Below are 23368 nucleotides of genomic sequence, written 5' to 3'. Positions count from 1 at the left end.
AGGAAGGGAGATAACCAATGGTTCATAATTTACAAGCTATCGACAAAGGATATAAAAATGAAATTATCTTTCAACGGCAGATGATTCGTAATTTGCAACGTTGGCAGTCTTTTCTATCCATGCTTGTGGGTGTTGGTATTGTATTAACCTATCTATTTAGGCAACATCATTTATGGTTGTTCGTTGCAGGTATTACATGTGCAACTGTTGGTTTACTTCTGATTCTTGCAGTTGGGTATGCTATATATCATGGCAAAAAAAATCTTGACAAGGTCATTGACCAGTATGCCAAGATAAATCAAGTAGTCAGTAAATAACTTGAAATTGTTTGACATCTTGTTTTTACGGCCAGCACCAGTTTATATTGGTGTTGGCTGTTGAGCAAGATGTTTTTTATCGGTAATCAAGTAAGGTTTTGCCATTCTTTTTTTAGAATGGCATATTGTTGTGTGTTCTCGTATTTATCGGTACCATCAGGGTTTTTTACAAAAGAGATAAACTCGATAAATGTGCCTTCCTGTCGCATACCAAGGCGTTTGCAAAGATTCTGAGAAGGGATATTATCTTCTTCAACGTAAGCATATATTCGTCGTGCGCTTTTGTCATTAAAGAGATAATTTAGTAAAGCATCTGCTGCCTCTGTTGCATAACCTTGACCACTATATGTCGGGTTAAAATGCCAGCCAACACTATAAGTATCTTGGCCCTCATCATCTTCTTGATGAGCAAATAGGTGGCCAATCAAGTGATTATTATCCTTCGTGGCAACAGCAAATTGCAGTTCATCTTTCATTCGTACTTTGATGTCAGCTTGTGCTTCGGCGAGTGTATGGATACGTTCATCAGCAAAACAATTGACGCTGGGTTGGGACATATAAGCTAATAGGTCTGGTGCATCTTTATCCGAAAAAGGTCTAATGATTAAACGCTCAGTTTGAATGTTTGACATATTTAACTCCTATTGTTAATTAGTTGTGATACTTTAATCAAAACATAGCGTGAAAGATTTTGTCAATTAATATGCTGTATAAGTTAAACCTACTGAGTTGTTTATTGTTTTGATAGTTGCTATATATTAGAAATAGCAGTGAGCGTGATGTTTTAATCGAGCATGAATTTATTTCAACTCAAACGGAAATAGTCTCCCGACATGCATGTAGATTATTCTGTAATATAATCTTCAGATAACAAGGAGGCAATACATCATGGCAATTTTAAATGCATCAAAACGTCATCAACCAAATACTGGTCTCAAAATGACTGATTTATTTGCGCAAGCCAATCAAGCAAACAATATTTCATTTGGCATGGGGCTGCCAGACGAAACTGTTTTTCCTAGTGCAGCTTTACAAAAAGCTTTTACGCAAGCAATTGCGCAAGAAGGAGCAGATATATTTCAGTACCATAGCACGCAAGGCCCGGCATCGTTACGCCAAAAAATTGCGGCAATGACAAAAACATACTTTGGTTTGACTGCCAGTGCCGAGCAGGTGATATTGACTCAAGGCGGGCAACAAGCGATTGACATGGTTGGCAGAGCTTTTCTTGATAAAAATGATCATATTGTTGTTGAAGGGCCGACATACATGGGGGCTTTAGAAGCGTTTGATAGTTATGAGCCGACTTATCATGAGGTGCCAGTTAATGACGATGGGATGGACATTGCGCATCTTAAACAAATTTTGAGACAATTTCCGGATATCAAGTTTGTGTATACGGTACCAGATTTTCAAAATCCAACCGGTGTAACGATGAGCTTAGCGAAAAGAAAAGCTTTGCTAGCATTGGCTGAAGAATATGACTTTTATATCATTGAAGATAGTCCTTACCGCTATTTAAGATACACAGGTGATATGGTGCCATCAATTGCATCACTAGATACCAGTGGAAAAGTTATTTTAATTTCTAGTTTCTCAAAAATTTTATCACCAGCACTGCGTACAGGCTGGTTGATTGCTAATAAACAGTTAATCGCATTATTTTTAGATATCAAATCAGCTTTAGATGTTCAGCCATCTCAAATTAGTTTATTAGCGATTGATCAATTTTTAGCTGAAAACAATATTGATGAGCATATACGAGCAGTTAATGCGGTTTATAAAGATAAATGTGCAACAATGGTGCATTATCTTGAGACCTATTTACCAGCTCATGTGCAATTTACTAAACCTGAAGGGGGGTTCTTTCTTTGGCTTAGCTTACCTGAAGCACAAGATGCAGGTAAACTATTGCTGGGACCAGTTTTACAAGAAGCCAACGTTGTTTACGTACCATCCGAAATACAATATGCTTCACGTCAAATTAAAAATCAATTAAGATTAAATTTCACGTATCCATCGCATGAGGACATTAAAGATGGCATTATGCGCTTAGCACAGGTATTAAAAAGCATCTGATAATAAAAACACACACTAATGCTGTTAGTGTGTTTTTATTATCAAGCGACATTAAGATAAGTTTTTATAGCTTGAACGAGTGCATCAACGGCTGGTGGAATTAGCGAATTTTTGCTCTGCACAAGAGATATTGTACGGTAAAAAGGCTCATCGAATGGAAAGACGCTGACATCTCCACTCAATTTTTGTAAGGCTAAATCTGGTAAAATACCAAAACCCAGACCGGCTTCGACCATTGAAACAATGGATTGATCGTCAATTGAAAAGTTAATTGTGTTAGGTTGGACGTCGTAATAATCTAGCGTTTCTTTTGTATCGCGGTCATAGTCAGCTTTCTGAAGGATGAAATGTAAGCCCTGTAAGTCAGCTTGTGTGATTGTTTGCCCGTTAAGTGGTTTAAAGTTAGAAGGTGTGACACACTTTATTTCATCTTTTATTAATTCTGTTACCTTAACATTATTTGTTACGGGTAGGAGTGTAAAGCCTATATCTAACTCTTCATACTCAACAAGTTGGCTGATTTCAGAAAAATTACCCTGTGTTAGAGAAATATCAATATTAGGAAAATGGCCAGAATAGTTTCTGAGTATATCGGGGAGCCAATTGATACAAACACTACTAAAAGCGCCAATTTTAATGATGCCAGATTCGAGTCCCTGGATTGACTGGACGGCTTTTTCTAATTCTTTTTCTTCGGCAAGAATTTTCCGTAGTATAGGGTAAAGTTTTTGGCCATTTGAGGTTAATACCACATCTGAGCGATTACGAATAAAGATAGGAAAACCGTATTTTTTCTCGATTTGGTTGATTGCGTGACTAACAGCACTAGCAGTCACGTTTAAATGTTCAGATGCACGTTGAAAGGATTTTTCCTCGACAATTGACACGATAGTTTCATAAACAAAAGTATTCATTGTAAACCGCCTCCTAGCGTGTAAAAAATATATGCTATCGTTATTTTTTAATGAAAATGAGTAATTTAATTATAATATAGTTGATGGTGGTTAGGGTATAAATTAATCATCACAATTTATCTTGTGATGGGTTACAACAAATTGTAGATAAATTAAACGACTTGGCGTATACTCGAGTGCGTTAGTAATTTGACAAACTAATCGAGTATGAGTGGGAGCAAACATGAAAAATATTGTCATTACTGGCGGTTCATCAGGGGTTGGATTTGCCATTGCAAAAGATTTGTCGCGTGACAATAAGGTAATTATTATTGGCAGAGATGAGACCAAATTAGTATCATCAGTCGCACATTTAGGGCCAAATGTCAGCAGTATATCAGCTGATTTGTCTAAGCGCGTAGGTATCGACAAGGCGGTTGAAAAGATAAATGCCACTTTTTCAAGCGTTGATGTGTTGATTCACAGTGCTGGTATAATGCCACAAACTGCTGATGAAAATATTAAAAATAATTTGTTATCACACTATGAACTTACCGTAGGCTTGAATGAGAGATTAAATAATGCCCGTGTGTTAATCGTCAGTGGCAATCCCAAAGCAATCAGTCTCGCACCAATATGCGAACTGCAAACAAATCAGTTAGCAAGGGCGGCTTGGGTTGTAACACATAAAACGTTGTTAATGGTGCTGTTAGCGGATAGACTTGCGCATCAAAATACAACGGTTAATTCTTTTTTTCCTGGTGATGTTCGCAGTCAATTGATGCCATACACAAAAAATTTAGCAAAAAATGATGTGCCGTTTGCTCGCAATCTTGCGCTTTCTTCAGATTTTGATGGTGTCACAGGATATTTTTTTGATGATGTTGGGCACAATGTTGTGCTGAAGCCAACGAAATACCACTTATCAGTTGCTGTGAAAGTGCTGAAATCATATATTCAATCGATTTAGCATAATCACCAAATTTTTGAAAACATGACTGTTTTTTGGGGGAGTCTTTTGAAGAAATACATACAATCCTACCTGGGATTACATCTTATCTTTTTAATTATCGCTATGATATTATTTTTGCCGTTGCTGTTAAATGGCGAGCTAGTAACTTGGCGTGATAGTCAATTTCACATTGCCCAATTTCATGAGTTAATCATGGCACAGCAAAATGGCCATTTTTTCCCAGACATCATTAGATACTCAGGGACAAATAGTTGGGGTTATGGTTTAAAATTTTTTTATCCGACGTATTTGTTTTATCCTCTAATATTTTTATGGCGTCTAACAAAATTACCAGTGACCTCAATTTTGATTTTTGATATTATCGTAGTTTATTTTGCATTATGGTCTAATTTTGCGATTGTTTATAAAATAACCTCTAAAATAAAACTAGCATTCACATTTGCTTTGACATATGTGTTGACGGCTGCCATTGGTAACGCCATTTTAGATAATGTGGCTGTTGTTAGAATTGCGTATATGACGCAATATGCATCAAATATAGTGATTCTACTAGCACCGGTTGTTGTCCTAAGCTTCTATAACATTATTTTCCTTCATGATAATCGCACCTGGTTACGTGCAGCAATTTATAGTAGCTTTGCCGTGATGTTATCAATTCCAACAACATTGGGCATTGTCTTAACTGTTTTATGTATGGTCGTTGTGGCTTACTTCAAGAGGCAATTGTCCATTAATGACATGAATCAGTTATTACGATCAGTGTTGCTCACGTTAGGCCTGTCTGCTGCCTTTGTTTTTCCGTTTATCGAGCAAAGATTGGCTAATAATTGGGCGAATTTACCGAATAACCCTGATTTGTTTGGTGCGAACTTTAGTACCGTGTTGATGAGAATATTCAACCTATCTGATGTCTTGTCGCTCCTAATTATAGGTCTTACTGCGCTACTTATTTTCTACAAAAAATTTAATTATGTTTATAAAATATTGGGCTTATCTTATATCGTAGCCTTACTATTCCTGTATTCTAATCTATTTCCTTGGTATCTATTTAACCGTGAGCTGAGTGGCGCTCTTCAGATGACGTATCGTTGGCATTTTATGCCAGCGATTTTAGGTAGTCTATTTGTTGCTTTTGCTGTAACAGACTTAATGAAAATCAAGCAAAAAATGCTGCCAATTGTGTCAGTCATGTTAATATACCTGTCATTTAATGGCATGATGCTTAATACGGTTGCCAAAAATTGCCATGTTGATGGTTTTAATAATGCAACGAACCATATTGTTGCACCTAACAAGGATAATCTTAAAACCGATTCATTGTTTGGCGTGACTAATGATAATATTCAAGTGATGTTAGATAGACCATCTCTCGTCTTGGATGATTATCGTGCGCAAGGTCAAGAGCGTAACGCTAAAAGAATTTATTCAGATTCTCTTGTTCAGTTTGATAAGCAAATATTACCTAATCGAACAATGGTCAAAGGCCAAGATTTTTATATTATTGGTGTACCGCGCAATACTAGAAGTGTTCAAACACCGATTACTTATCTTAAAGGATTTGCTGCTTTTGATACGCAAGGTAAACGACTAAAGGCATACAAAAATAAGGGTGGCTTTTTATCTGTTAATCCAAATGGCGCAAAAACAATTCGTCTGACATATCATAAAACCTTAGTACATCAAATTAGTCTGATTATATTTATTATTACATGGCTTGCACTTGGCGGCTATTGGTTGATTTACTTTATTAAAGGCATGTTTTATACAAGTAGATTGAAACATTAATTATGACCATAATGTAACGTGCTAAGTTTGTACTTCGTATGATTTAAAAAGGGATTGCGATGATTATCAAGCACAATTCCATGTTGAGTACAGGTTGTACATCATATTATGAAGTAGAATATTACAATTATTAAGGCCTAAAAGCCTTGATATAACAGTATTCTTCTACTTTTCATAATATGGTGTTTTTTTGTGAGTTTAAGTTACACCTAGCAAATTGTTGTGAGAACGTTTTAGAATTGTAACACAAAAATATGTTATGGGAGAAATTTATGAGTGTAGGTGAATTTATACGCAACAGAAGAGAAGAACTCGGCTTATCACTTCGCCAATTATCAAAACTAACTAACTTGTCAGAAAACAGACTTTTTCGCATCGAGCATGATAGGACAAAAATTTATGCATTCGAAGCAAATCGTTTATCTCAAGGATTATACCTATCCGTCAGTGACATCATGGTTACCGTTGAGAAGAGTGACAAAGAAGAAGTTAGTTTTGCGGATAAACTGCTGTACCAGCGCTTAAAGGAAAGAATTGGGGAACATGATGGATCGAATTAGTCAGAAACAGGTAGAGAATAGTGAACGCTTTTATCGTGTGCCGAAGGCTTTGTTTGAAAATGATCAGTATAGCAAAATGATGCCAGAGTCAAAATTAGCATATGCCATTTTAAAAGACCGATTCGAGCTCTCGTTGAAGAATGATTGGATAGACGATGTTGGGGACGTCTATCTAATTTACAAAAATGGTGATCTGCAACGGATGTTGAATGTTGGTGAAAAGAAAGTGATTGCCATCAAAAAAGAACTCAATGCTTTCGGGTTACTTGAGGAGGAGCGCCAGGGACTAAACCGTCCAAATTTACTATACATAGGCAACTTAAATGTCGAAAAAGAAGTTATCCACAGGCCTGATACCCTGGGGGACAAGGAACTGTCGAAACGACAGTACCAGAACTGTCAAAACGGCAGTACCGGAACTGTCAAAATGACAGATCAAGAACTGTCAAAACGACAGTCAAGTGATACTGAGTCAAGTGATACTGATTTGAATGAAACTAAAAATAATTCTTTGGATGATGATGATAAATATATTGGTGAGACCGAGAACCAAAATCAAATTTCAATGCCTGTCAACGACTTACTCACGACAGGTAATCTATTAGTGCAATATCCACAACTAAGAAACGTGGTGCATAAACTAATTCCCGATTTACTGGTTACTGATACTCTACAATCTGCTATCGTGGTCAAATCATTAGTTAATTCGTTAGGGTTTTTAAAAGATGAATTACGAAGTGGCAACACCATTTTGCAAAACCAAATACGCATTCACGGCGAGGTAAGACTCATCAGCATTCTTGAAGAAAATGCTAAAAAGCAATTAGTTTACATGAATGAAAATTTAATTGATAATCAACAATTCGGTCGATACTTTGCGAAAGGATTAGCTGCTCGTATACGAACAGCTGTTACGACTCACAAATACGCTATGGGGTATTAAATAGCTTTTATAAGGGGGAGCGCATGTTACATAAATACAACGTCTTTTTAGCAGTAGATTATTTTAACGCAAAGATATTATTTACTGCGCAGTCATCAGGAGAACTCACACAAAAAATTTTAAAAGCCATCGAAAATGGGACATTAAAAGATGATGGGGCGGTCAGAATGTACCGGACATCGCAGACGTCTTATCAGGCCATTCAAAAATTAATGACGGCCTACAATTTGCCATTTCACGAAGCGGCTAAGCCAAAGGAGGTTCAGGATGAAGCCCAACCAAATATCCCTGTTTGATGTGCAAGTATTAAACAGGCTATCACAGGATCAAGAGGTTTTGATTTTAGTCCAACCACTTAAAAATGAATGCCTGTCTTCTGAAAAGTTTAGGGCTTTGATTATGAAGCATGATCAGCGCAGAACAGTTCGAAATTACGTTTTTGAAGATTGCTTTGGTCAGCAATATGTTGGCTGCCGTTCTTTACCACAAGATGTGCCGAAGCCGACAAATAGCTATTTACGGTTGTTTGATACACACCAAACCTTGTCGGCAACATTGAAGTTAAAAATAGCTCCAATTAAACAAGTGATGCAACAAAGAAGGGATGAGTATTATTATGCAAACTAATCACCACGTCGGCCGTCTCAGTCGCGAGATTAAGTTTTACCTTCGCGGAGAAAAGGAGTTCCCTGTCGCTTATTTCTCGCTTGCCATTAACGATTTAAAAGACGGTAAGGCAACTTACATTGACTATGTTGCTTTTGGTAAAACGGCCGAATTAGTTCGTGATCTCTTGACACAAAAAGGACTAGTTGTTGAGGTCGATTTCAACATGAGAAACCATCAATATACAAAACCAGAAACAACAGAAGTAGTTTATGAAATGCAAAATGTTGTCAATTTTTTCAGAATTTATGGGCAACCAAAAATAGCAAAAACTGTTGATACAAATCAGCAAAGTTCGAGTTCTGATTTGCCACCAATACCGAACTTTGACAGTGCCGATTTCAATGAATGGGGAGGTGAATATTGATGATTGCAACAATGAATTTCTTTAAATGGTTTGGTGATAAATTTACTTTTTTGAATCAAAGCTATCAACGTTTTATTACCTGGTTTGTTGAACACCAGCGAAGGAACTTACTCGCGATATTCGCCATTTTCATGCTTGTGGCTGTCTCAGTGACAATTCTTGTCAGTGTCGTACCACGTCCTTCTAATATTCCAAGTACGCCACTCAATACCCCAATGCCTTTTGGCTCAATGAATAAATCTGCGACGTTAACAAAATCTTCATTCAATCCAAACAACGGCGTCTTAGAATTACATTATCGCATCTCAAATGGTGGCGACTCAAAAAATCAATTCGTAGATATTAATAACATTTACTTTACAGCCATTGCCGATACAAAAGGCAGAAAAGTTAAAGGTTATTACATCCCAACTTCGAACAATACTATGGTCGTGAAATTCACCAATTTAAGTTCAAAGTTTAACGTGGTTACCGTGACAGCACACGACAAAAATGTCAACACAAATCAAATTGATGCACCCAATAATGCGAGTGCAATCGCTTCAAGTAGTAGTACAACAAAGGCGTCTAAATCTGAAGCAAACCAAGGTAAGTTCACGGTCAATCGCGACAAAGTATCGTATTCAAATACGCTGACAGATGCCTCGCAACGGACTTTAACTATTGAAGAATATCAAGAAAAAATAGCAAGTCAAAATGAAGTAATTGGAAAGAATAAACAAGCGATTGCATCATATCAAAAAGCGATTGAACAACAGACAGATGCGATTAAAGATTTGGAGAAACAACAAGCCAATACAACTGATAGCTCACTGCAAACAAGCATTGAAAATGCACGGAGTAGTATCACACAAATTCGTAGTCAAATCTCTGATGCACGCAACAATATTGGCAACGCAAAGACTAAAGTTGAAACATACGAAGCAACCATTAAGCAGGTTAAAAAAGGACACTCACAGTTACCAAAAACCAAGGAAATGTAATTGAACAAAAAAAGAAAATAACCCAAAAGGGTCATTTTTTTGCACGAAAAACATGTACAACAACCGTATTATATGGGTACAACAACCGTATTACATTTACTTTAGGGTACCGTCATTTGAATGCCCGCACGGCGGGATTAGGCAGAAACTGCCGGCATTCCCCCTTAACCTGTTATAATCTACAAATTTAAAAAGAGGTCTACATGTCTAAAGTTAGGAAAGAAATTCGTGGTATTGAAAAAAGTATCATTGATGTGATTGATCGTTATGCCGAAAAAACGAATACAACATCCAATCAATTGATTAAAGAAGTGATTGCTGATTATGCAAACAGGCTTGAAGAAATGGAATCATCAAATGTTTTGCATGCGTACATAGATGACTTAATCGAAGCAAATAATCGGTTGATCGAAACACAAAATGAAAATACTTTGGTTATAGGTGAGTTAGCAAAAAAAATTATCGAACGCTTAGATTTTTATTTACCCAAAATGGAATTACCAGATGTCGGGAAGAATAAGAACCCGTTTAAAGTAAAAAATGATGAAACAAAATAGTAGCAAAGAGATAGTTAGTCGTTTGAAAGTAGGTAATCAATGAAAAATTATAAACGTGCAAAACATTTTAAAAGTATTTTGATAATACTCGTCATTTTAATCGGCATCGGCTATTTCAATCGTGTCACTATTATGCAGAAAATGGTTTCACTCAGTACCGAATCACCAATCATTAGTATTGATAAAAAAACGCACAATGCAACAGAAAATGAGCAACTAGCCACTCAGGAATTTAATGGCCAATCCGTTGTATCGGTCAATCAAAATCAACCGACATTTTCGAATGATGAAATGAAAATTTCAGCGACTGGTTGGCAAAAACTATCTGCACTGGATTGGCTCGGTCGTCCTCAGGTTGCCAACGCATTGTTGAACAGAAAACTGATGCCGACATCTCAAAAAGATAAAGCACGTGAACGCCTAACTGTGAAGACACCTGGTTACCATGCCATCAAAACGAGCGTCAATGTCAGCGACTGGTTGTATAACCGGAGCCATCTGATTGGCTATCAATTTACAGGTTTGAATAACGAGCCTAAAAACCTCATTACTGGCACTAACCAATTAAACGCAGACAGTCGTCCAAATGCTAAAAGTATGGTGACCTACGAAACAGAAGTAGCTGATTATTTAAGACAATCTACTAGTCATTATGTGCGCTATCAAGTGACGCCAATCTACCGCAATATGGAATTGGTGCCTCGTGGGGTTCATATGATGGCACAGTCACTAAAAGATACTGCGATAAGCTTTAATGTTTACATTTTCAATGTGCAAGATAGTTGGCAAATCAACTACCAAAATGGGCAGGCAACAAAAGGGGAAAAGGAATGAAAGATGTGCTTGAAATCAGAACTGAACACATCAAAAGCCTGGCCAAAAGGAAAAATTTTCTCACCAAAAAATTTTCCAATCAACTAGCTTCAGAAGTTCCCAAAAAAATTCAGGACGAACTCCAACTCATTGATACCTTATTGGCAGATTCTGATGTTCCTGAGGAAATTTATCAATCAAGTCCGAAAATGGTTACCATACGAAATTCAAAAGACGAAGAGTGGTATTTCCAACAACTGCTTAATTGGCTAAAGCGGCATCCAGATGTGATCAATGGTCAATTCGCTAGAAGTACGATTTATAAATTTACTCTTCATTTTTTTGTTGAGAATATTGTCCTCAACTCAAAGAATGCTAACTTATCTATGGGCGAACTGGCCTCAAGGTTAAATGCCCTCACGCAATCCAAAAATGAAGTTAAATTGACAGCGCAAAATAAAAATATTGAAGAATCTCTAAGTTTCATAATGGCAATGATTTATCGTCAGCTGGATTCAATTCCTGAATCTATGGATGCAACTAATGAAGTACAATACATGCTTAATCCAATGAGTGAAATTGAACTTAAGGCTTTGGGAACTGAAACAGAGTTAGAGGAAGACTCGGAATTAGCAAAATCGTTTGCCGCTTATAAAAGCATTCGCTTCCGGGATAAGCAACGGATTCAACAAATAAATCAAGAGAGGGGAATCATCTCAAATGAATAAAACCAAACAGAATAGAAATAAACAGTTAAAACAGTATCTGAAAAAATTACAAGAACATGATTGGCACAAACCAGCAACCTATAAAAACAAGGTAGCAACACGACCGATCAAAGATTTAGTTGATTACTATAATGCGCAGATGGTTTTGGTATTAAGAAACAATTTTCATCAATCATTGGAGAGTGTCGCCAGTATTTTAGATATTCCTAAAGTCAAAGTTTTTCGTTTGTCCGAAAAATATGATCAAGAGTTTGATAGCATTGAAGAAATTCAAGAGGCAATTCAAAATGGCTAAAACAGGAAAACTAGCAGCGTTTAAATTAGGTGAAAAAAAAACCGCGATGGTTAACCTGCCAGCACAATTTGTGACAGCCAGTTCAGCTAATGCTAAAGGTCAAAAGTATTCTAACTTAGTTGATTACGCAAACAACAAGGATAAAACCGACGATCAAAATAATGAATCAATCACTGAATTATTAGATTTAAAAAAACAATTCGGTGAGTCTGGTTACGCAACACGTACCTCTGCAACAACTGAACAAGAACCAATATTTAGCAGTGATAAATTGCATTACAATAATCACGACATATCTAATTTGCGGAAACGACTAGACGGAGCGCAAGCAAATGGCAACAACATTCACGAGTTAGCGTTTTCTCTACGTGGTGACTGGTTAGTCGAGAACAACTTGTATGATCCAAAAACAGGTAACATTGATCAAGATAAATTAAAACATGCCCAACAAAAAGTCGCGAAAACATTGATTAACAAGGGTTTTAAATTACCTTTGGGTGAATCAGAACAAGATGTTGTCTGGTTTGGGGTGGTTCACCAGGACACCGATCATTTAAATATGCACCTCTGGTTTGCAAAAGAATCGAAAGAGACAAGACCTGAAATGTTAAAACAATCAGGTCCCTATAAAGGCCAACCGACAGGGGTTATCCCATTACAAAAGATTGAATTAACCAAGCGTGAGTTCAGAAATGAGCTGATGAACGAAAAATCAAGACAAAAGCGGACTGATGTTTTGAAGGGGTTAGGGCAATTGAAAAAAGATATTGTCTCGTCTAGTGAAGAAGTATTATCTAATGGACGCTATGTTGGTCAACTTAAAGCTATTTTTTTCGCCTTGCCTCAAGACCAAAAAGGCCATTGGCAAGTCGGAAACAACCGCTTAATGGACAATAATACAAAAATGGCGAAAGCCAACTACCTTACCAATCAATTGCTTAATGATATGTTTCAAAACGAATTCAAGTCAGAATATGATGAGTTCAAACAATTGGGTCAACAATTTGATGCTTTTAACATTGAGGATCAGGGTCTGATGCGCAAGGGTCAGCGCAAGCTGTCAGAAAACAAAGATGAGGCGTTGCGTAAGCGACTTACCAATAAACTCTATCGCCATTTTAATCAAATTCAAGATAATGATTTAGAAACAATTGATCAAAAATTAATTAACATTGGGTCAAGAATTTACGATCACCAAGGTAGTCATCTCAAAAAGACTATGATTAAAACTGGCCTCAAGGAAAACAACATTCAAGAAAGCAATTCAAAAGTAGCACAAATAAATAATGTTCCTGTCAAAAATAACTTCAACAAAACACGAATAGATAACGTGATGTTGAAAAGCAACAGATCATTCTTCAAAATAAACCGGATGTGGCAACAAGACATTCGAGCTGAAACAAACGCAGAACGTCAATTCTTACGTAACCAAAAAAGCGCAGCGAGGGGGCAACAAATTGAAGAAATAGAATCACAAAATCACCGTACCATTTAGAGGAAAAGCTGTGACATACCCAGACAAGAAATAGTTCTTAGTTTTTACGTCATTGACAGCGTTTACTGGTCTTTGGATAGAATTCATTTTTGCTCAGATTATTATGGGTGACAACGTTAAAAACTATACCGTTGCAATCAGATTATATTCGATAATGACTAAAGAGACAGCCAATTCATTATTCATGAGTTTCGCTGCGGGGGCAGTGATTATTGCAATTCCAATTACGATTTTATTTATTATGTTGCAACGATTCTAGGTTTCTGGTGTGACAAGTAAATCGGTCAAAGGTTTAAAAAGATTGAGACGTCAGTCCCAATCTTTTTCATGTTAAAATAACGTGTACAGGAGGTCGCTATGGTAACAATACAAGATATTGCAAATAAATCCGGAGTTGCTATTTCGACGGTTTCGCGCGCGTTGTCTGACTCACCGAAAATTAGTGCTAAAACAAAGGAACGTATAAAAAAAATTGCACAAGATATGGGATATACGCCAAATTTTGCTGCACGCAACTTAACACAAAGTGAAAGCAACACGGTTGGGGTTGTTTTTCAACCACAAGCTGAAGATAGTGCTGAAAATGTTTTCTCAATGCAATTACTATTCGGGATTAATTCTCAACTCGTTGCCCGACAATACTTATTGACCACTGCGACGGGCAGCAATTGGTCTGAAGTCTACAATGCCGTTAAAATGATGGTGGAAGCTGGACAAGTTCGCCGTTTTATACTGCTTTACACTGTTGAAAATGATCCAATTTCTGAATTATTACGAGAAAACAACGCCCGGGTTGTTGTCACTGGTGAACCCGAGCAAGCTAATGATGTTTTATATGTTGATAATGATAATCGTCGAGCTGGTGAAGAGGCAACTAGACAGTTAGTTGGCCATTTTAACCTAAAAGCACCGCTTCTTGTTCGCACTTTGGCTGATTGGCGTTATGAGCGAAATCGTGAAATCGGCTTTCATATTGCACAACCAGACGGTCAAGTCTTATCTTTACCACTTGATTTTCAAGCGCAAAAACAGGTATTGGAAAGTTATTTCGAATTGCATCACGAAATTGACGGCATTATTGCTAGTGATGACGAAATCGGTTATCTGGCACGTAATCAAGCACAAGCTCATTTACCCACACATCCAAAATTGCCAACGATAGCTTTTAATCGTTCTGAATATGCACGACTTGGTGGTAAGGATTTCTATTCAATTGATGTGTTGCCACGTAGTTTGGGCAGTGAAGCGGTTCGATTATTGTTTAACGATCAGCGTTCTGTCCTGGAGCAAACTAAGGCAACAAGCGTGATTGTGCCATACCGTTTACCTGAATTTTGTGATGAGACGTGGTGAATTAAAATAATATTGCACGAAAGGCACATGTCTCAAAAATGACACTTAGCCATGTAATTAATCATCCAAATCCAGTATCACCTGAATTGATGGTGCTAGTACAACATGCAATAAAAAAAGACCGTTGACTATCTGCCAAATCAAGTCGTACGGTCATTAGTCAACCAACGCCATTATGTCATTCGTTTCTTACTTTTAGAAGATGTTACAACAGTTGAACCGAATTATTGATTCGATTAGCTATAATTTACAACAAAAAGGTTAGACACTGAAAATTAGCTTAGATATTACGGCAGAGACACAATCTATTGACGTGAATAATCGAGCAGGCATTGAATAAACGACTCAATATATGTGCCGGCAGGGATATCGTGATATTTATTATATTGTTTTATCGTTAGATTAGTATTGAACTTAATGCACAATTTCTAATTGCCGACTACGATTATCCGTGCGAGCGATTAGATTGCACTTGTTGTGCTAAGTGCGGTTCAGCTGAAATCAAACACCCATAAGACAAGCGTTTGCCTTAATTGTTGAAAAAATTGTCGCACAAATTATTTCTTAAATTGAATCAAAAAACGATAGAATTAGAAAATACCAGCATTTCAGCAGCTATATCTGTTCGATAAACAACAAGTTTGCATAATGTTATCGTTAACATTGTGCAAACGCTTCCATTAATTATCCAAATGTTCTATACTATAAAATGTAAACGGTTACATATATTGGTGTTTAGAACATGTTCCTGATTTCTAAAAAAAACAGTTTCATCACGAATTGTTCATATAAATGGTGCATGATTAGAGCAAATCAGTTATGTTTCAAAAAAATTTTGGAGGAAGTAATGATGGTAGATAAGAAAAAAGGGCAGGGGTTGCCAAACCTGCCGCTAAGCACCATTTGGATGCTAAGTTTTGGATTTTTGGGCGTGCAGATGGCATTTTCATTGCAGAGTTCCCAAATGGGACGTATTTTTCAGACCTTGGGTGCTGATCCCACTAAGTTAGGATTTTTCTTCATCCTACCACCATTGGCAGGGTTGTTTGTTCAACCACTAGTTGGTTATTTTTCAGATCGCACTTGGACAAAACGCTTTGGTCGTCGAATGCCTTACCTATTGGTTGGCGCTCTTGTGTCAGTTATTGTGATGTTCTTGTTGCCTAATTCAGGTAGTTTTGGTTTTTCAACTACTGCTGGTTTGTGGTTTGGAGCAATCACAATTTTGTTCATGGATTTGAGTTCTAATGTTGCAATGCAACCCTTCAAGATGGTTGTGGGTGACATGGTTAATGAAGACCAAAAATCATACGCGTACTCAATTCAAAGTTTCTTATCTAATACAGGGTCTGTCCTGGCAACAATTTTTCCATTCTTGCTGACAGCGATTGGTGTTGCTAATACAGCACCTAAAGGTCAGGTGCCAGCCTCTGTGATTATTTCATTCTATGTTGGTGCGTTAGTCTTAGTTATCTTTTCACTCATTGCAGTCTTTAACGTGAAAGAATATGATGATGCCACTTATGAGTTATATCATGGCTATGCCTTGAATACACCAGATGATGGTGAAGGTGGCTTCTTAACTTTGTTAAAGCGTGCACCAAAAACATTTTGGATGGTTACTTTGACTCAGTTCTTCTGCTGGATGGCATTCCAATATTTATGGACATATGGTACTGGTGCTGTGGCAGACAATATTTTCCATGCAACTGATCCAACAACGGCTGGGTATCAGAATGGTGGTAATTGGTTTGGTATCATGTCAGCGGTTTATGCTATTGCAGCCGTCGTGTGGTCACTAGTCTTATCAAAGATTCCAGCAACTAAAAACAAAACGGGTTATGCTTTGTCACTCTTTTTGGGGGCAATTGGTTTCACATCGGTGTTCTTTATTCACTCACAGTATTTGTTGATTGGTTCATTTATTTTAATCGGTATTTCATGGGCAGGTATGATGGCATACCCATTCATTATGGTAACCAACGCATTGCCTGGTGATCACATGGGTACGTATCTAGGATTGTTTAACGGTTCAATTTGCTTACCGCAAATTCTAGCCTCGGTTGCTAGTTTTGCACTATTTCCTGCACTTGGTTCACATTTCCCATCAATGATCTTAGTATCCGGAATCTTAATGTTAATTGGTGCTGTTAGTGTTGGGCTTATCAATGAAATTCACAGTAATCCAGTAGATGCACAATAATGGCTAACGCTTCGGCGTTAATATGTGCGATCGGTCGTCGTAGATATTAGTGCTGAAGCTAAGCATTAGAAAAATTGAAGAGGTAGAAAGTCTTATGAAACGAATTTTTGAAGTTGATCCTTGGACAGTTACATCACATGATTTGAATCCCAAAGATAAGCGTCTCCAAGAATCTATGACGAGTTTGGGCAACGAATACATGGGCATGCGTGGCATGTTCGAAGAAGTCTATTCCGGTGACACACATCAAGGTATTTACGTTGGTGGTGTTTGGTTTCCAGATAAAACACGTGTCGGTTGGTGGAAAAATGGTTACCCACTTTACTTTGGCAAAGCTATCAATGCCCTAAATTATGTCAAAGCAGACATTTACGTTGATGACAATCAAGTTGATTTAGCTAAGAATGATGTGACTGATTTTGAAGTGTCATTGGATATGAAAAATGGTGTTTTGCATCGAACATTTACTGTGTTTGGCGTGACGTTTAAAATTACGCGCTTAGTTTCAGCAGCAGTGAAGGAACTAGCAGATATTCACTATGACTTGTCATCTGCTGATGGACAAGCACACAAAATTCGTTTTGATGCTAGTATTGATGCTGACGTCGTCAATGAAGATTCAAATTATGATGAAAAGTTTTGGCAAGTTTTGGATGCAGGTAATGAGACTAATTCATCGTTTATCGCTACGCAAACGATTGAAAATCCGTTTAGTGTGCCACAATTTACAGTTGTTGCCCGTCAGAGCTTTGTTGGCGGTGAAAAGCATGGTGTGAACCGCTCTGAAAAAGAAGTGACTGATAACTTTGACATCGAAGTACCAGCCAAAAGTTCCGTTAGTTTTGAAAAGCGCGTGATTGTGACAACTTCGCGTGATTATGATAGCCTAGCTCAAGCGATTAAAACAGGCGAGACACTAACTGCGGATCTTGCCACACAAACATACGACGATATCTATACAGCACACGCGCAAGAATGGGCTAATCGTTGGGAAAAAGCTGATGTTCAAATTGAAGGAGATGATGCGGCGCAGCAGGGTATTCGCTTCAACCTATTCCAGTTATTCTCAACTTACTATGGTAATGATCCACGTTTAAATATCGGACCAAAAGGTTTCACTGGCGAGAAGTACGGTGGTGCCACATATTGGGACACTGAAGCATTCGCAATTCCTGTTTACCTTGGTGTTGCTGATCCGTCTGTGACTCGTTCATTGCTACAATATCGCTTTGATCAATTGGATGGTGCATTCCACAATGCCAAAGAACAAGGTTTAAAAGGTGCTTTGTACCCAATGGTCACCTTTGATGGTATTGAGTCACACAACGAGTGGGAAATTACTTTTGAAGAAATTCACCGTAATTCGACAATTGCTTATGCGATTTATAATTATACAAACATCACGGGAGATCACTCATGGCTTGACGGTGATGGCGCACAAGTTTTGTATAATATCGCACGCTTCTGGGCAGATCGTGTCCACTATTCTGCCCGAAACGATAAGTACATGATTCATGGTGTCACGGGTCCCAACGAGTATGAAAACAATGTTAATAACAATTTCTATACAAATTGGATGGCAAAATGGGTTTTGCAATACTCACTTGAACACTACGATGAAATTCATGCTGACGAAAAAGCTAAGTTGGCTTTGACAGATGAAGAATTAGCAAGGTGGCAAGAAATTGTTGATAAGATGTATTTGCCAGAGGCTGATGTTGATACCAAGATAGGTAAAAAGCATATCTTTGTTCAACATGATACATTTTTGGATAAAGATTTGACACCAATCGCTGATATGCCACAAGACATTCGTCCAATTAACCAAAACTGGTCATGGGATCGCATTTTGCGCTCGCCATATATTAAGCAATCTGATACATTACATGCCATGTTCTATTTCCCAGATGCGTTTACTGAAGAAGAAAAGCGTAACAACTTTGAATTCTATGAACCATTGACAGTGCATGAGTCATCATTGTCGCCATCTGTTCACTCAATTTTGGCTGCTGACTTACAAATGGAAGATAAAGCAGTTGAAATGTACGAACGTGCGGCCCGTTTGGACTTAGATAATTATAATAATGATACGTCAGATGGTTTGCATATAACCGCTATGACAGGTTCATGGTTAGCGATTGTGCAAGGATTTGCCGGCATGCGTGTGCGTGATGGTAAACTCCACTTGAAGCCATTCTTGCCAAAGAATTGGACAAAATATGCTTTCCGTTTGGTATTCCGAGGTCATGTTTTGGAAGTGTCAGTTGATAGTCAAGGTGCACATGTTGAATTGATTTCAGGTGAACCATTAGTTATTGACCTATTAGGACAAGATGTCGAATTGACAAAGTAATAAGCCTGATGATGAGCGAGAAATCGCTCATTTGCTGTATAGCAGGAAAGGATATCATGAAAGTAGTAGAGAAGGATTTTGGACAATTACCTGACGGAAAAATCGTGACGGCGTTTACCCTAGAAAATATTAAACACACACAGATTACTGCGATTTCGTACGGAGCAACTTGGCAGTCATTTTCCGTTGAACGTGATGGTGTCAAACAAGAATTATTAGTACAATTTGATGATTTAGCCGCGTATTTAGATAATCCATTCCATTTTGGAAACACAATTGGTCGCGTTGGTGGCCGTTTATCAAAAACTGACTATGATATTAATGGGGCACATTTTACATTAACATCAAATGATCATGGCAATGTTTTACATTCTGGCATCAATGGCTTTGATGCGGTTAATTGGCACGGTGAAGCAAGAAATTTGGGTACAGCGGCGGAAATTAATTTCACACGTACTTTTGATGATGAATTCGCCGGACAATTAGCTGCCCAAGTAACCTATCGATTGGACGATGAGGATCGTCTAGATATTATATTTAGTGGCGTTTCAACTGAAAATACATTGTTCAACCCAATGACGCACGTCTACTTTAATTTAGTTGGTAAGGATCAAGATATCAGTCAGCATAAATTACAAATTGCGTCACGTCAACATCTTGAAGTTGATAATCACACGATTCCAACCGGTAACGTGCTTGATAATCAAAATACAAAATTTGATTTTGCGCATTTGCACGCCTTGGGACAGGAGCATTATGATGATGCTTGGGTATTAGATCTAAGCCGTCAAGGCGAGGGATTAAAACTAACTTCACCAGATGAAAGCCTGACCTTGACAGTAGATTCAGATCGCAATGGTGTTGTTGTATTCACTGCCAATCCTGACGATAACAGTGCCATTAAAACAGCGCTTGCTATTGAGATGCAGAGCTTGCCTGACGCGGTTAATCATGAAGACTTTGGTGATATTGTTTTGCCGGCAAATGAAACAAAAACATATACTGTAACTTACCAAATTAAAAAAAGTGAGGATAAATAAAAATGGCTAAATTTTCAGATATTAAAGGTTTTGCGTTTGATTTAGATGGGGTTATTGCTGATACGGCGCGATTTCATGGCGAAGCTTGGCATCAAACAGCTGATGAGGTTGGCACAACTTGGACACCAGAGTTGGCTGAAAGTTTGAAGGGCATTAGTCGTATGTCTTCTTTGCAAATGATTTTGGATGCTGGGAATCATGCCGATGATTTTTCGCAAGCGGATAAAGAAGCATTAGCAGAGAAGAAAAATCATCATTACCAACAACTTATTTCCACATTGACGGAAGATGATGTTTTACCTGGCATGAAAGATTTCATTCAATCAGCTATGGCAGCCGGCTATAAAATGTCGGTAGCTTCAGCCTCTAAAAATGCACCAATGATTCTAGATCATTTGGGATTAACTGAGTATTTTGTTGACATTGTTGATCCCGCCACTTTGACAAAGGGAAAACCTGATCCTGAAATCTTCGTTCGTGCTGCGGAAGTCTTACATTTAGATCCAGAAAATGTCATTGGATTGGAAGATTCAGCTGCTGGAATTTCCTCAATCAATGGCGCAGGTGAAACATCACTAGCAGTTGGTATTTCAGATGTGTTGTCAGGAGCGGATCTGAATTTTGAGTCTACTTCAGAAGTAACATTAGCAAATATTGAAGCTAAAATGCAATAGATAACTAAAAAGAGTGTCAGTGCATAAAAACACTGACACTCTTTTGTTATTCTAATTAATGTTTGCCACCGTACTGCCTTGATTGAGTGTGATATCGGTAGAAGTTACGGTATGCGGTGGTGTATGTCAGACGTAATAGCTAATTCGCTCATTTGTGCAAAGTTTTGCTGCGCCAATTGCAGCTGTGAGAGGCAGGGGATTCCTAAATTTTTTATGGCATCTAAATCTGCTGAGAAGTAAATAAATTGGACTATTTTTATTCAGTTAATTAGACCACATTTGAAATGCCAATGCAGTTATAAAAATTGATATACCAATAGGAGGCTGCTTGGACTTCAGTTAATGTTTTGTGTGCTTCTAAATAAAGCTTTTCACACTTCAATATTGAATGAAACGCTTCCATACGGCCATTATCATATGAATGTTCTTTGAGTGAATATAATAGAGTAATTTATTGACTTCAAAGCACATCGTATTAATATGCCTATCTGTTATAGACAAAATACTGAATTAGAAAATAAAGCCGTATTCTTATTTTGTATGAAAAAAAACTGTTTGAATTTCGTATACACTATTTGTGTGTTTTTAAATTTTACTTTATATTTTAGAGAGAATATAATAAAAGGGTAAATGAGTAATACATTGAATTAAAAAATCACACAGAAAGGTGCATATACCAATATGATTAATGAAAGAGTAATGATCATTAAACTAAGCGAATTACCAAACAGTGAGGAAAAACTTCAAAAAAGGGCAAGTAAGGCTTGGAAAATAAATCTTGATACTATCATTAAGAAAAATATAACGCACGTTGTTGTGATGTTTCAGCAAACCGTAATCGCTGATTATAGCATTGATGATCAAGCTGGATATTACTTAACAGGTGCTGATGCAGGGCGCGTTTGGTTCAATTTAAAGGCTTATGAAGGAAAGACACCACTTAAAGGAAAAAGATTTGATTATAAAACAGCGAATCCAGCAACAACAAAAGATTTAGGTGAACTACTAAATCTGCAAGTTATGTAATTTTAGTTACAGCTATAGGGTTACTTTCAGATAAAATATAATTACTCAAAAAATCAAATGACAAAAATGGTTAGTTAGTGCAAACGTATATTACAAAATACTATAATCAAATAATTAATCGCCTAATAGATAGATGTTTGAAAAGTTTTTTCTTTAAGCATATGAATAATTGATTAACGTAATCTATAACGCTTATATGAAAGTCAACGTGAATAGTTGGAAAATCTCAATTTACATTTTTGATATTATGTAAATGTAAAAGTAACCCATCTTCTTATTTAAATGTATTGAGTAAGTACAAAGGGATAAGTATATTTAAAAAATCATCATTAATGCTATTTTATTTAGTGCGTCAAGCAAAGATGATTAAGCATAAAAAAGAGGCATTAGCATGAAAAAGATCATGATTATCACATTATCTACAGTTATAGGTACTGCCATTATTCTTGGTGGGCTGTTCTATCTTGGACACGATGATAAAAAATATCATAGACCAAGCGAATCGGCTAGTACAACATCGAAAAAAAATAAATCAACAACCAAAAATACAACCTCAAGTAACAAAACATCCATCGCGACATCTGATAATATATTAAATGCTTCCGGAACAGATTATAATATAAGATTAGCCGGTGGAGTTGGAGGGGTCTTTGCTAAGCCTACTCCTATGACTAAAATTTTTGATCAAGCAACAGCACTTGATATTGTTGCTTCTGTTCCAACTTTCAATCATTCAAAGTTAGTCAGTGTTCATCCTGAAGGTGACAATTGGGTTGTAGTTGTTAGTAAAAATGGGGCAGATACCACTCTAACATTGATTCATTACCAAAATACTTTGGGACTAATAGAAGTTAAATCAGGTCAAAATACGACCTCATACGGTATGACTATTCCAGATTCTTATTATGAACCATTTAGACAATCTGAGAAAGATGATAACGCTGCATTTACAAGTTCTATCGATGCGACACAACCATCACTTTCAAAAATGAGTGCCTCTCAGGCTGAAGAATTAGCCATGACTTATTTCGATAGTTTCAAACATAGTATTACCGATGGATTCCAACCACAAGTCAAATCAAGTGAAACTCAGGACAACGGGAACCAATTTGTAGTACACATATACGATACACCTCGCCATGTTATTGAATTTTATGTTGATAAAGCAACTATGAAAGTGACTTCGGGAAATCTCAATTATCAATAATTACTTTATAAGGTCGTAATACAATTAATTAAACTTAACTTTGGAGAAAATTGAGAAT

Annotated in this window: 25 protein-coding genes and 1 pseudogene; 24 read left to right on the top strand and 2 right to left on the bottom strand. The window is 37.2% G+C overall.

The window, feature by feature from the left end:
* Window positions 1-17 precede the first annotated feature (17 nt).
* Window positions 18-317, top strand: coding sequence for a hypothetical protein (locus FGL72_RS04725; protein ID WP_004906971.1), 300 nt, complete (start codon window positions 18-20; stop codon window positions 315-317).
* Between the two features lie 86 nt (window positions 318-403).
* On the opposite strand, the gene FGL72_RS04720 is transcribed toward FGL72_RS04725, so the two are convergent.
* Window positions 404-949, bottom strand: a complete 546-nt coding sequence (locus FGL72_RS04720) for a GNAT family N-acetyltransferase (RefSeq protein WP_004899745.1) — start codon at window positions 947-949, stop codon at window positions 404-406.
* Between the two features lie 256 nt (window positions 950-1205).
* Between FGL72_RS04720 and FGL72_RS04715 the strand changes: the two genes are divergently transcribed.
* The gene (locus tag FGL72_RS04715; RefSeq protein WP_004899744.1) at window positions 1206-2396 is read left to right on the top strand and encodes an aminotransferase-like domain-containing protein; all 1191 of its coding nucleotides are present in this window, start codon (window positions 1206-1208) and stop codon (window positions 2394-2396) included.
* Between the two features lie 41 nt (window positions 2397-2437).
* Here FGL72_RS04715 and FGL72_RS04710 read toward each other — a convergent pair whose 3' ends face one another.
* Entirely contained in the window at window positions 2438-3310 is an 873-nt protein-coding gene (locus FGL72_RS04710; protein WP_004906967.1) for a LysR family transcriptional regulator, read from the bottom strand.
* 223 nt (window positions 3311-3533) lie between these two features.
* Here FGL72_RS04710 and FGL72_RS04705 point away from each other — a divergent pair, with 223 nt between their 5' ends.
* The 22 genes and pseudogenes from FGL72_RS04705 (at window position 3534) to FGL72_RS04595 (ending at window position 23310) form a co-directional block, all read left to right on the top strand.
* Window positions 3534-4259 carry an SDR family NAD(P)-dependent oxidoreductase gene (locus FGL72_RS04705; RefSeq protein ID WP_004899740.1) on the top strand — a complete coding sequence of 242 codons (726 nt, stop codon included), beginning with the start codon at window positions 3534-3536 and terminating at the stop codon, window positions 4257-4259.
* A gap of 48 nt (window positions 4260-4307) precedes the next feature.
* Window positions 4308-6047: an MFS transporter permease gene (locus FGL72_RS04700; RefSeq protein WP_223246000.1), complete on the top strand. Its 1740-nt coding sequence runs from the start codon at window positions 4308-4310 to the stop codon at window positions 6045-6047.
* 272 nt (window positions 6048-6319) lie between these two features.
* Window positions 6320-6607: a helix-turn-helix domain-containing protein gene (locus FGL72_RS04695; RefSeq protein ID WP_146992826.1), complete on the top strand. Its 288-nt coding sequence runs from the start codon at window positions 6320-6322 to the stop codon at window positions 6605-6607.
* Entirely contained in the window at window positions 6591-7550 is a 960-nt protein-coding gene (locus FGL72_RS04690; RefSeq protein WP_243130138.1) for a replication initiator protein A, read from the top strand. Before FGL72_RS04695 ends, FGL72_RS04690 begins: the two co-directional genes overlap by 17 nt.
* 23 nt (window positions 7551-7573) lie before the next feature.
* Window positions 7574-7846, top strand: coding sequence for a hypothetical protein (locus tag FGL72_RS04685; RefSeq protein ID WP_146992824.1), 273 nt, complete (start codon window positions 7574-7576; stop codon window positions 7844-7846).
* Complete coding sequence (locus FGL72_RS04680) at window positions 7818-8177, top strand: hypothetical protein (RefSeq protein WP_243130137.1); 360 nt, start codon at window positions 7818-7820, stop codon at window positions 8175-8177. Before FGL72_RS04685 ends, FGL72_RS04680 begins: the two co-directional genes overlap by 29 nt.
* Window positions 8155-8583, top strand: coding sequence for a single-stranded DNA-binding protein (locus FGL72_RS04675; protein ID WP_243130136.1), 429 nt, complete (start codon window positions 8155-8157; stop codon window positions 8581-8583). The genes FGL72_RS04680 and FGL72_RS04675 overlap by 23 nt, the downstream gene beginning before the upstream one ends.
* Window positions 8583-9566: a coiled-coil domain-containing protein gene (locus FGL72_RS04670; RefSeq protein WP_146992820.1), complete on the top strand. Its 984-nt coding sequence runs from the start codon at window positions 8583-8585 to the stop codon at window positions 9564-9566. Before FGL72_RS04675 ends, FGL72_RS04670 begins: the two co-directional genes overlap by 1 nt.
* A 203-nt stretch (window positions 9567-9769) precedes the next feature.
* The gene (locus tag FGL72_RS04665) at window positions 9770-10123 is read left to right on the top strand and encodes a hypothetical protein (RefSeq protein WP_139988022.1); all 354 of its coding nucleotides are present in this window, start codon (window positions 9770-9772) and stop codon (window positions 10121-10123) included.
* 39 nt (window positions 10124-10162) lie between these two features.
* On the top strand, window positions 10163-10957 hold the full coding sequence (locus tag FGL72_RS04660; RefSeq protein ID WP_146992818.1) for a DNA/RNA non-specific endonuclease: 795 nt from the start codon (window positions 10163-10165) through the stop codon (window positions 10955-10957).
* Window positions 10954-11664 carry a hypothetical protein gene (locus FGL72_RS04655; RefSeq protein WP_146992816.1) on the top strand — a complete coding sequence of 237 codons (711 nt, stop codon included), beginning with the start codon at window positions 10954-10956 and terminating at the stop codon, window positions 11662-11664. Before FGL72_RS04660 ends, FGL72_RS04655 begins: the two co-directional genes overlap by 4 nt.
* Complete coding sequence (locus FGL72_RS04650; RefSeq protein WP_146992814.1) at window positions 11657-11959, top strand: hypothetical protein; 303 nt, start codon at window positions 11657-11659, stop codon at window positions 11957-11959. Before FGL72_RS04655 ends, FGL72_RS04650 begins: the two co-directional genes overlap by 8 nt.
* Window positions 11952-13454 carry a MobP2 family relaxase gene (mobP2, locus tag FGL72_RS09745; protein ID WP_186727988.1) on the top strand — a complete coding sequence of 501 codons (1503 nt, stop codon included), beginning with the start codon at window positions 11952-11954 and terminating at the stop codon, window positions 13452-13454. The genes FGL72_RS04650 and mobP2 overlap by 8 nt, the downstream gene beginning before the upstream one ends.
* A 37-nt stretch (window positions 13455-13491) precedes the next feature.
* Window positions 13492-13713, top strand: a pseudogene (locus FGL72_RS04635) (sugar ABC transporter permease); the annotation flags it as partial.
* A 98-nt stretch (window positions 13714-13811) separates the two neighbouring features.
* The gene (locus FGL72_RS04630) at window positions 13812-14807 is read left to right on the top strand and encodes a LacI family DNA-binding transcriptional regulator (RefSeq protein ID WP_146992812.1); all 996 of its coding nucleotides are present in this window, start codon (window positions 13812-13814) and stop codon (window positions 14805-14807) included.
* A 38-nt stretch (window positions 14808-14845) separates the two neighbouring features.
* Entirely contained in the window at window positions 14846-14935 is a 90-nt protein-coding gene (locus FGL72_RS09950) for a hypothetical protein (RefSeq protein ID WP_243130171.1), read from the top strand.
* A 722-nt stretch (window positions 14936-15657) separates the two neighbouring features.
* Window positions 15658-17010 carry an SLC45 family MFS transporter gene (locus FGL72_RS04620; RefSeq protein WP_133286246.1) on the top strand — a complete coding sequence of 451 codons (1353 nt, stop codon included), beginning with the start codon at window positions 15658-15660 and terminating at the stop codon, window positions 17008-17010.
* A gap of 94 nt (window positions 17011-17104) precedes the next feature.
* Window positions 17105-19363, top strand: coding sequence for a glycoside hydrolase family 65 protein (locus tag FGL72_RS04615; protein WP_146992811.1), 2259 nt, complete (start codon window positions 17105-17107; stop codon window positions 19361-19363).
* Window positions 19364-19419: 56 nt separating this feature from the next.
* Window positions 19420-20403, top strand: a complete 984-nt coding sequence (locus FGL72_RS04610; protein WP_146992809.1) for an aldose epimerase family protein — start codon at window positions 19420-19422, stop codon at window positions 20401-20403.
* A 2-nt stretch (window positions 20404-20405) separates the two neighbouring features.
* A complete protein-coding gene (gene pgmB, locus FGL72_RS04605) occupies window positions 20406-21077 on the top strand; it encodes a beta-phosphoglucomutase (RefSeq protein WP_146992807.1) in 672 nt (223 codons plus the stop codon).
* A gap of 681 nt (window positions 21078-21758) precedes the next feature.
* On the top strand, window positions 21759-22103 hold the full coding sequence (locus FGL72_RS04600) for a hypothetical protein (RefSeq protein WP_146992805.1): 345 nt from the start codon (window positions 21759-21761) through the stop codon (window positions 22101-22103).
* 391 nt (window positions 22104-22494) lie between these two features.
* Window positions 22495-23310 carry a hypothetical protein gene (locus FGL72_RS04595; protein WP_146992803.1) on the top strand — a complete coding sequence of 272 codons (816 nt, stop codon included), beginning with the start codon at window positions 22495-22497 and terminating at the stop codon, window positions 23308-23310.
* The last annotated feature ends 58 nt before the right edge of the window (window positions 23311-23368 follow it).

It is taken from the genome of Leuconostoc citreum, from assembly GCF_007954785.1.
In the GTDB taxonomy this organism is placed as follows: Bacteria; Bacillota; Bacilli; order Lactobacillales; family Lactobacillaceae; genus Leuconostoc; species Leuconostoc citreum.
Note: the sequence above shows the minus strand (reverse complement) of the source record. Positions and strands in the feature narration are given on the sequence as shown.

Excerpts from the sequence above, each read along its gene's own strand:
- FGL72_RS04660 (WP_146992818.1), top strand. The coding sequence starts at position 10,163 with ATGAAAAATTATAAACGTGCAAAACATTTTAAAAGTATTTTGATAATA.
- mobP2 (WP_186727988.1), top strand. The coding sequence starts at position 11,952 with ATGGCTAAAACAGGAAAACTAGCAGCGTTTAAATTAGGTGAAAAAAAA.
- FGL72_RS04705 (WP_004899740.1), top strand. The coding sequence starts at position 3,534 with ATGAAAAATATTGTCATTACTGGCGGTTCATCAGGGGTTGGATTTGCC.
- FGL72_RS04725 (WP_004906971.1), top strand. The coding sequence starts at position 18 with ATGGTTCATAATTTACAAGCTATCGACAAAGGATATAAAAATGAAATT.
- FGL72_RS04710 (WP_004906967.1), bottom strand. The coding sequence starts at position 3,310 with ATGAATACTTTTGTTTATGAAACTATCGTGTCAATTGTCGAGGAAAAA.
- FGL72_RS04610 (WP_146992809.1), top strand. The coding sequence starts at position 19,420 with ATGAAAGTAGTAGAGAAGGATTTTGGACAATTACCTGACGGAAAAATC.
- FGL72_RS04720 (WP_004899745.1), bottom strand. The coding sequence starts at position 949 with ATGTCAAACATTCAAACTGAGCGTTTAATCATTAGACCTTTTTCGGAT.
- FGL72_RS04650 (WP_146992814.1), top strand. The coding sequence starts at position 11,657 with ATGAATAAAACCAAACAGAATAGAAATAAACAGTTAAAACAGTATCTG.
- FGL72_RS04615 (WP_146992811.1), top strand. The coding sequence starts at position 17,105 with ATGAAACGAATTTTTGAAGTTGATCCTTGGACAGTTACATCACATGAT.
- FGL72_RS04655 (WP_146992816.1), top strand. The coding sequence starts at position 10,954 with ATGAAAGATGTGCTTGAAATCAGAACTGAACACATCAAAAGCCTGGCC.
- FGL72_RS04680 (WP_243130137.1), top strand. The coding sequence starts at position 7,818 with ATGAAGCCCAACCAAATATCCCTGTTTGATGTGCAAGTATTAAACAGG.
- pgmB (WP_146992807.1), top strand. The coding sequence starts at position 20,406 with ATGGCTAAATTTTCAGATATTAAAGGTTTTGCGTTTGATTTAGATGGG.
- FGL72_RS04690 (WP_243130138.1), top strand. The coding sequence starts at position 6,591 with ATGATGGATCGAATTAGTCAGAAACAGGTAGAGAATAGTGAACGCTTT.
- FGL72_RS04670 (WP_146992820.1), top strand. The coding sequence starts at position 8,583 with ATGATTGCAACAATGAATTTCTTTAAATGGTTTGGTGATAAATTTACT.
- FGL72_RS04695 (WP_146992826.1), top strand. The coding sequence starts at position 6,320 with ATGAGTGTAGGTGAATTTATACGCAACAGAAGAGAAGAACTCGGCTTA.
- FGL72_RS04620 (WP_133286246.1), top strand. The coding sequence starts at position 15,658 with ATGGTAGATAAGAAAAAAGGGCAGGGGTTGCCAAACCTGCCGCTAAGC.
- FGL72_RS04600 (WP_146992805.1), top strand. The coding sequence starts at position 21,759 with ATGATTAATGAAAGAGTAATGATCATTAAACTAAGCGAATTACCAAAC.
- FGL72_RS04685 (WP_146992824.1), top strand. The coding sequence starts at position 7,574 with ATGTTACATAAATACAACGTCTTTTTAGCAGTAGATTATTTTAACGCA.
- FGL72_RS04675 (WP_243130136.1), top strand. The coding sequence starts at position 8,155 with ATGAGTATTATTATGCAAACTAATCACCACGTCGGCCGTCTCAGTCGC.
- FGL72_RS04665 (WP_139988022.1), top strand. The coding sequence starts at position 9,770 with ATGTCTAAAGTTAGGAAAGAAATTCGTGGTATTGAAAAAAGTATCATT.
- FGL72_RS04715 (WP_004899744.1), top strand. The coding sequence starts at position 1,206 with ATGGCAATTTTAAATGCATCAAAACGTCATCAACCAAATACTGGTCTC.
- FGL72_RS04595 (WP_146992803.1), top strand. The coding sequence starts at position 22,495 with ATGAAAAAGATCATGATTATCACATTATCTACAGTTATAGGTACTGCC.
- FGL72_RS04630 (WP_146992812.1), top strand. The coding sequence starts at position 13,812 with ATGGTAACAATACAAGATATTGCAAATAAATCCGGAGTTGCTATTTCG.
- FGL72_RS09950 (WP_243130171.1), top strand. The coding sequence starts at position 14,846 with ATGACACTTAGCCATGTAATTAATCATCCAAATCCAGTATCACCTGAA.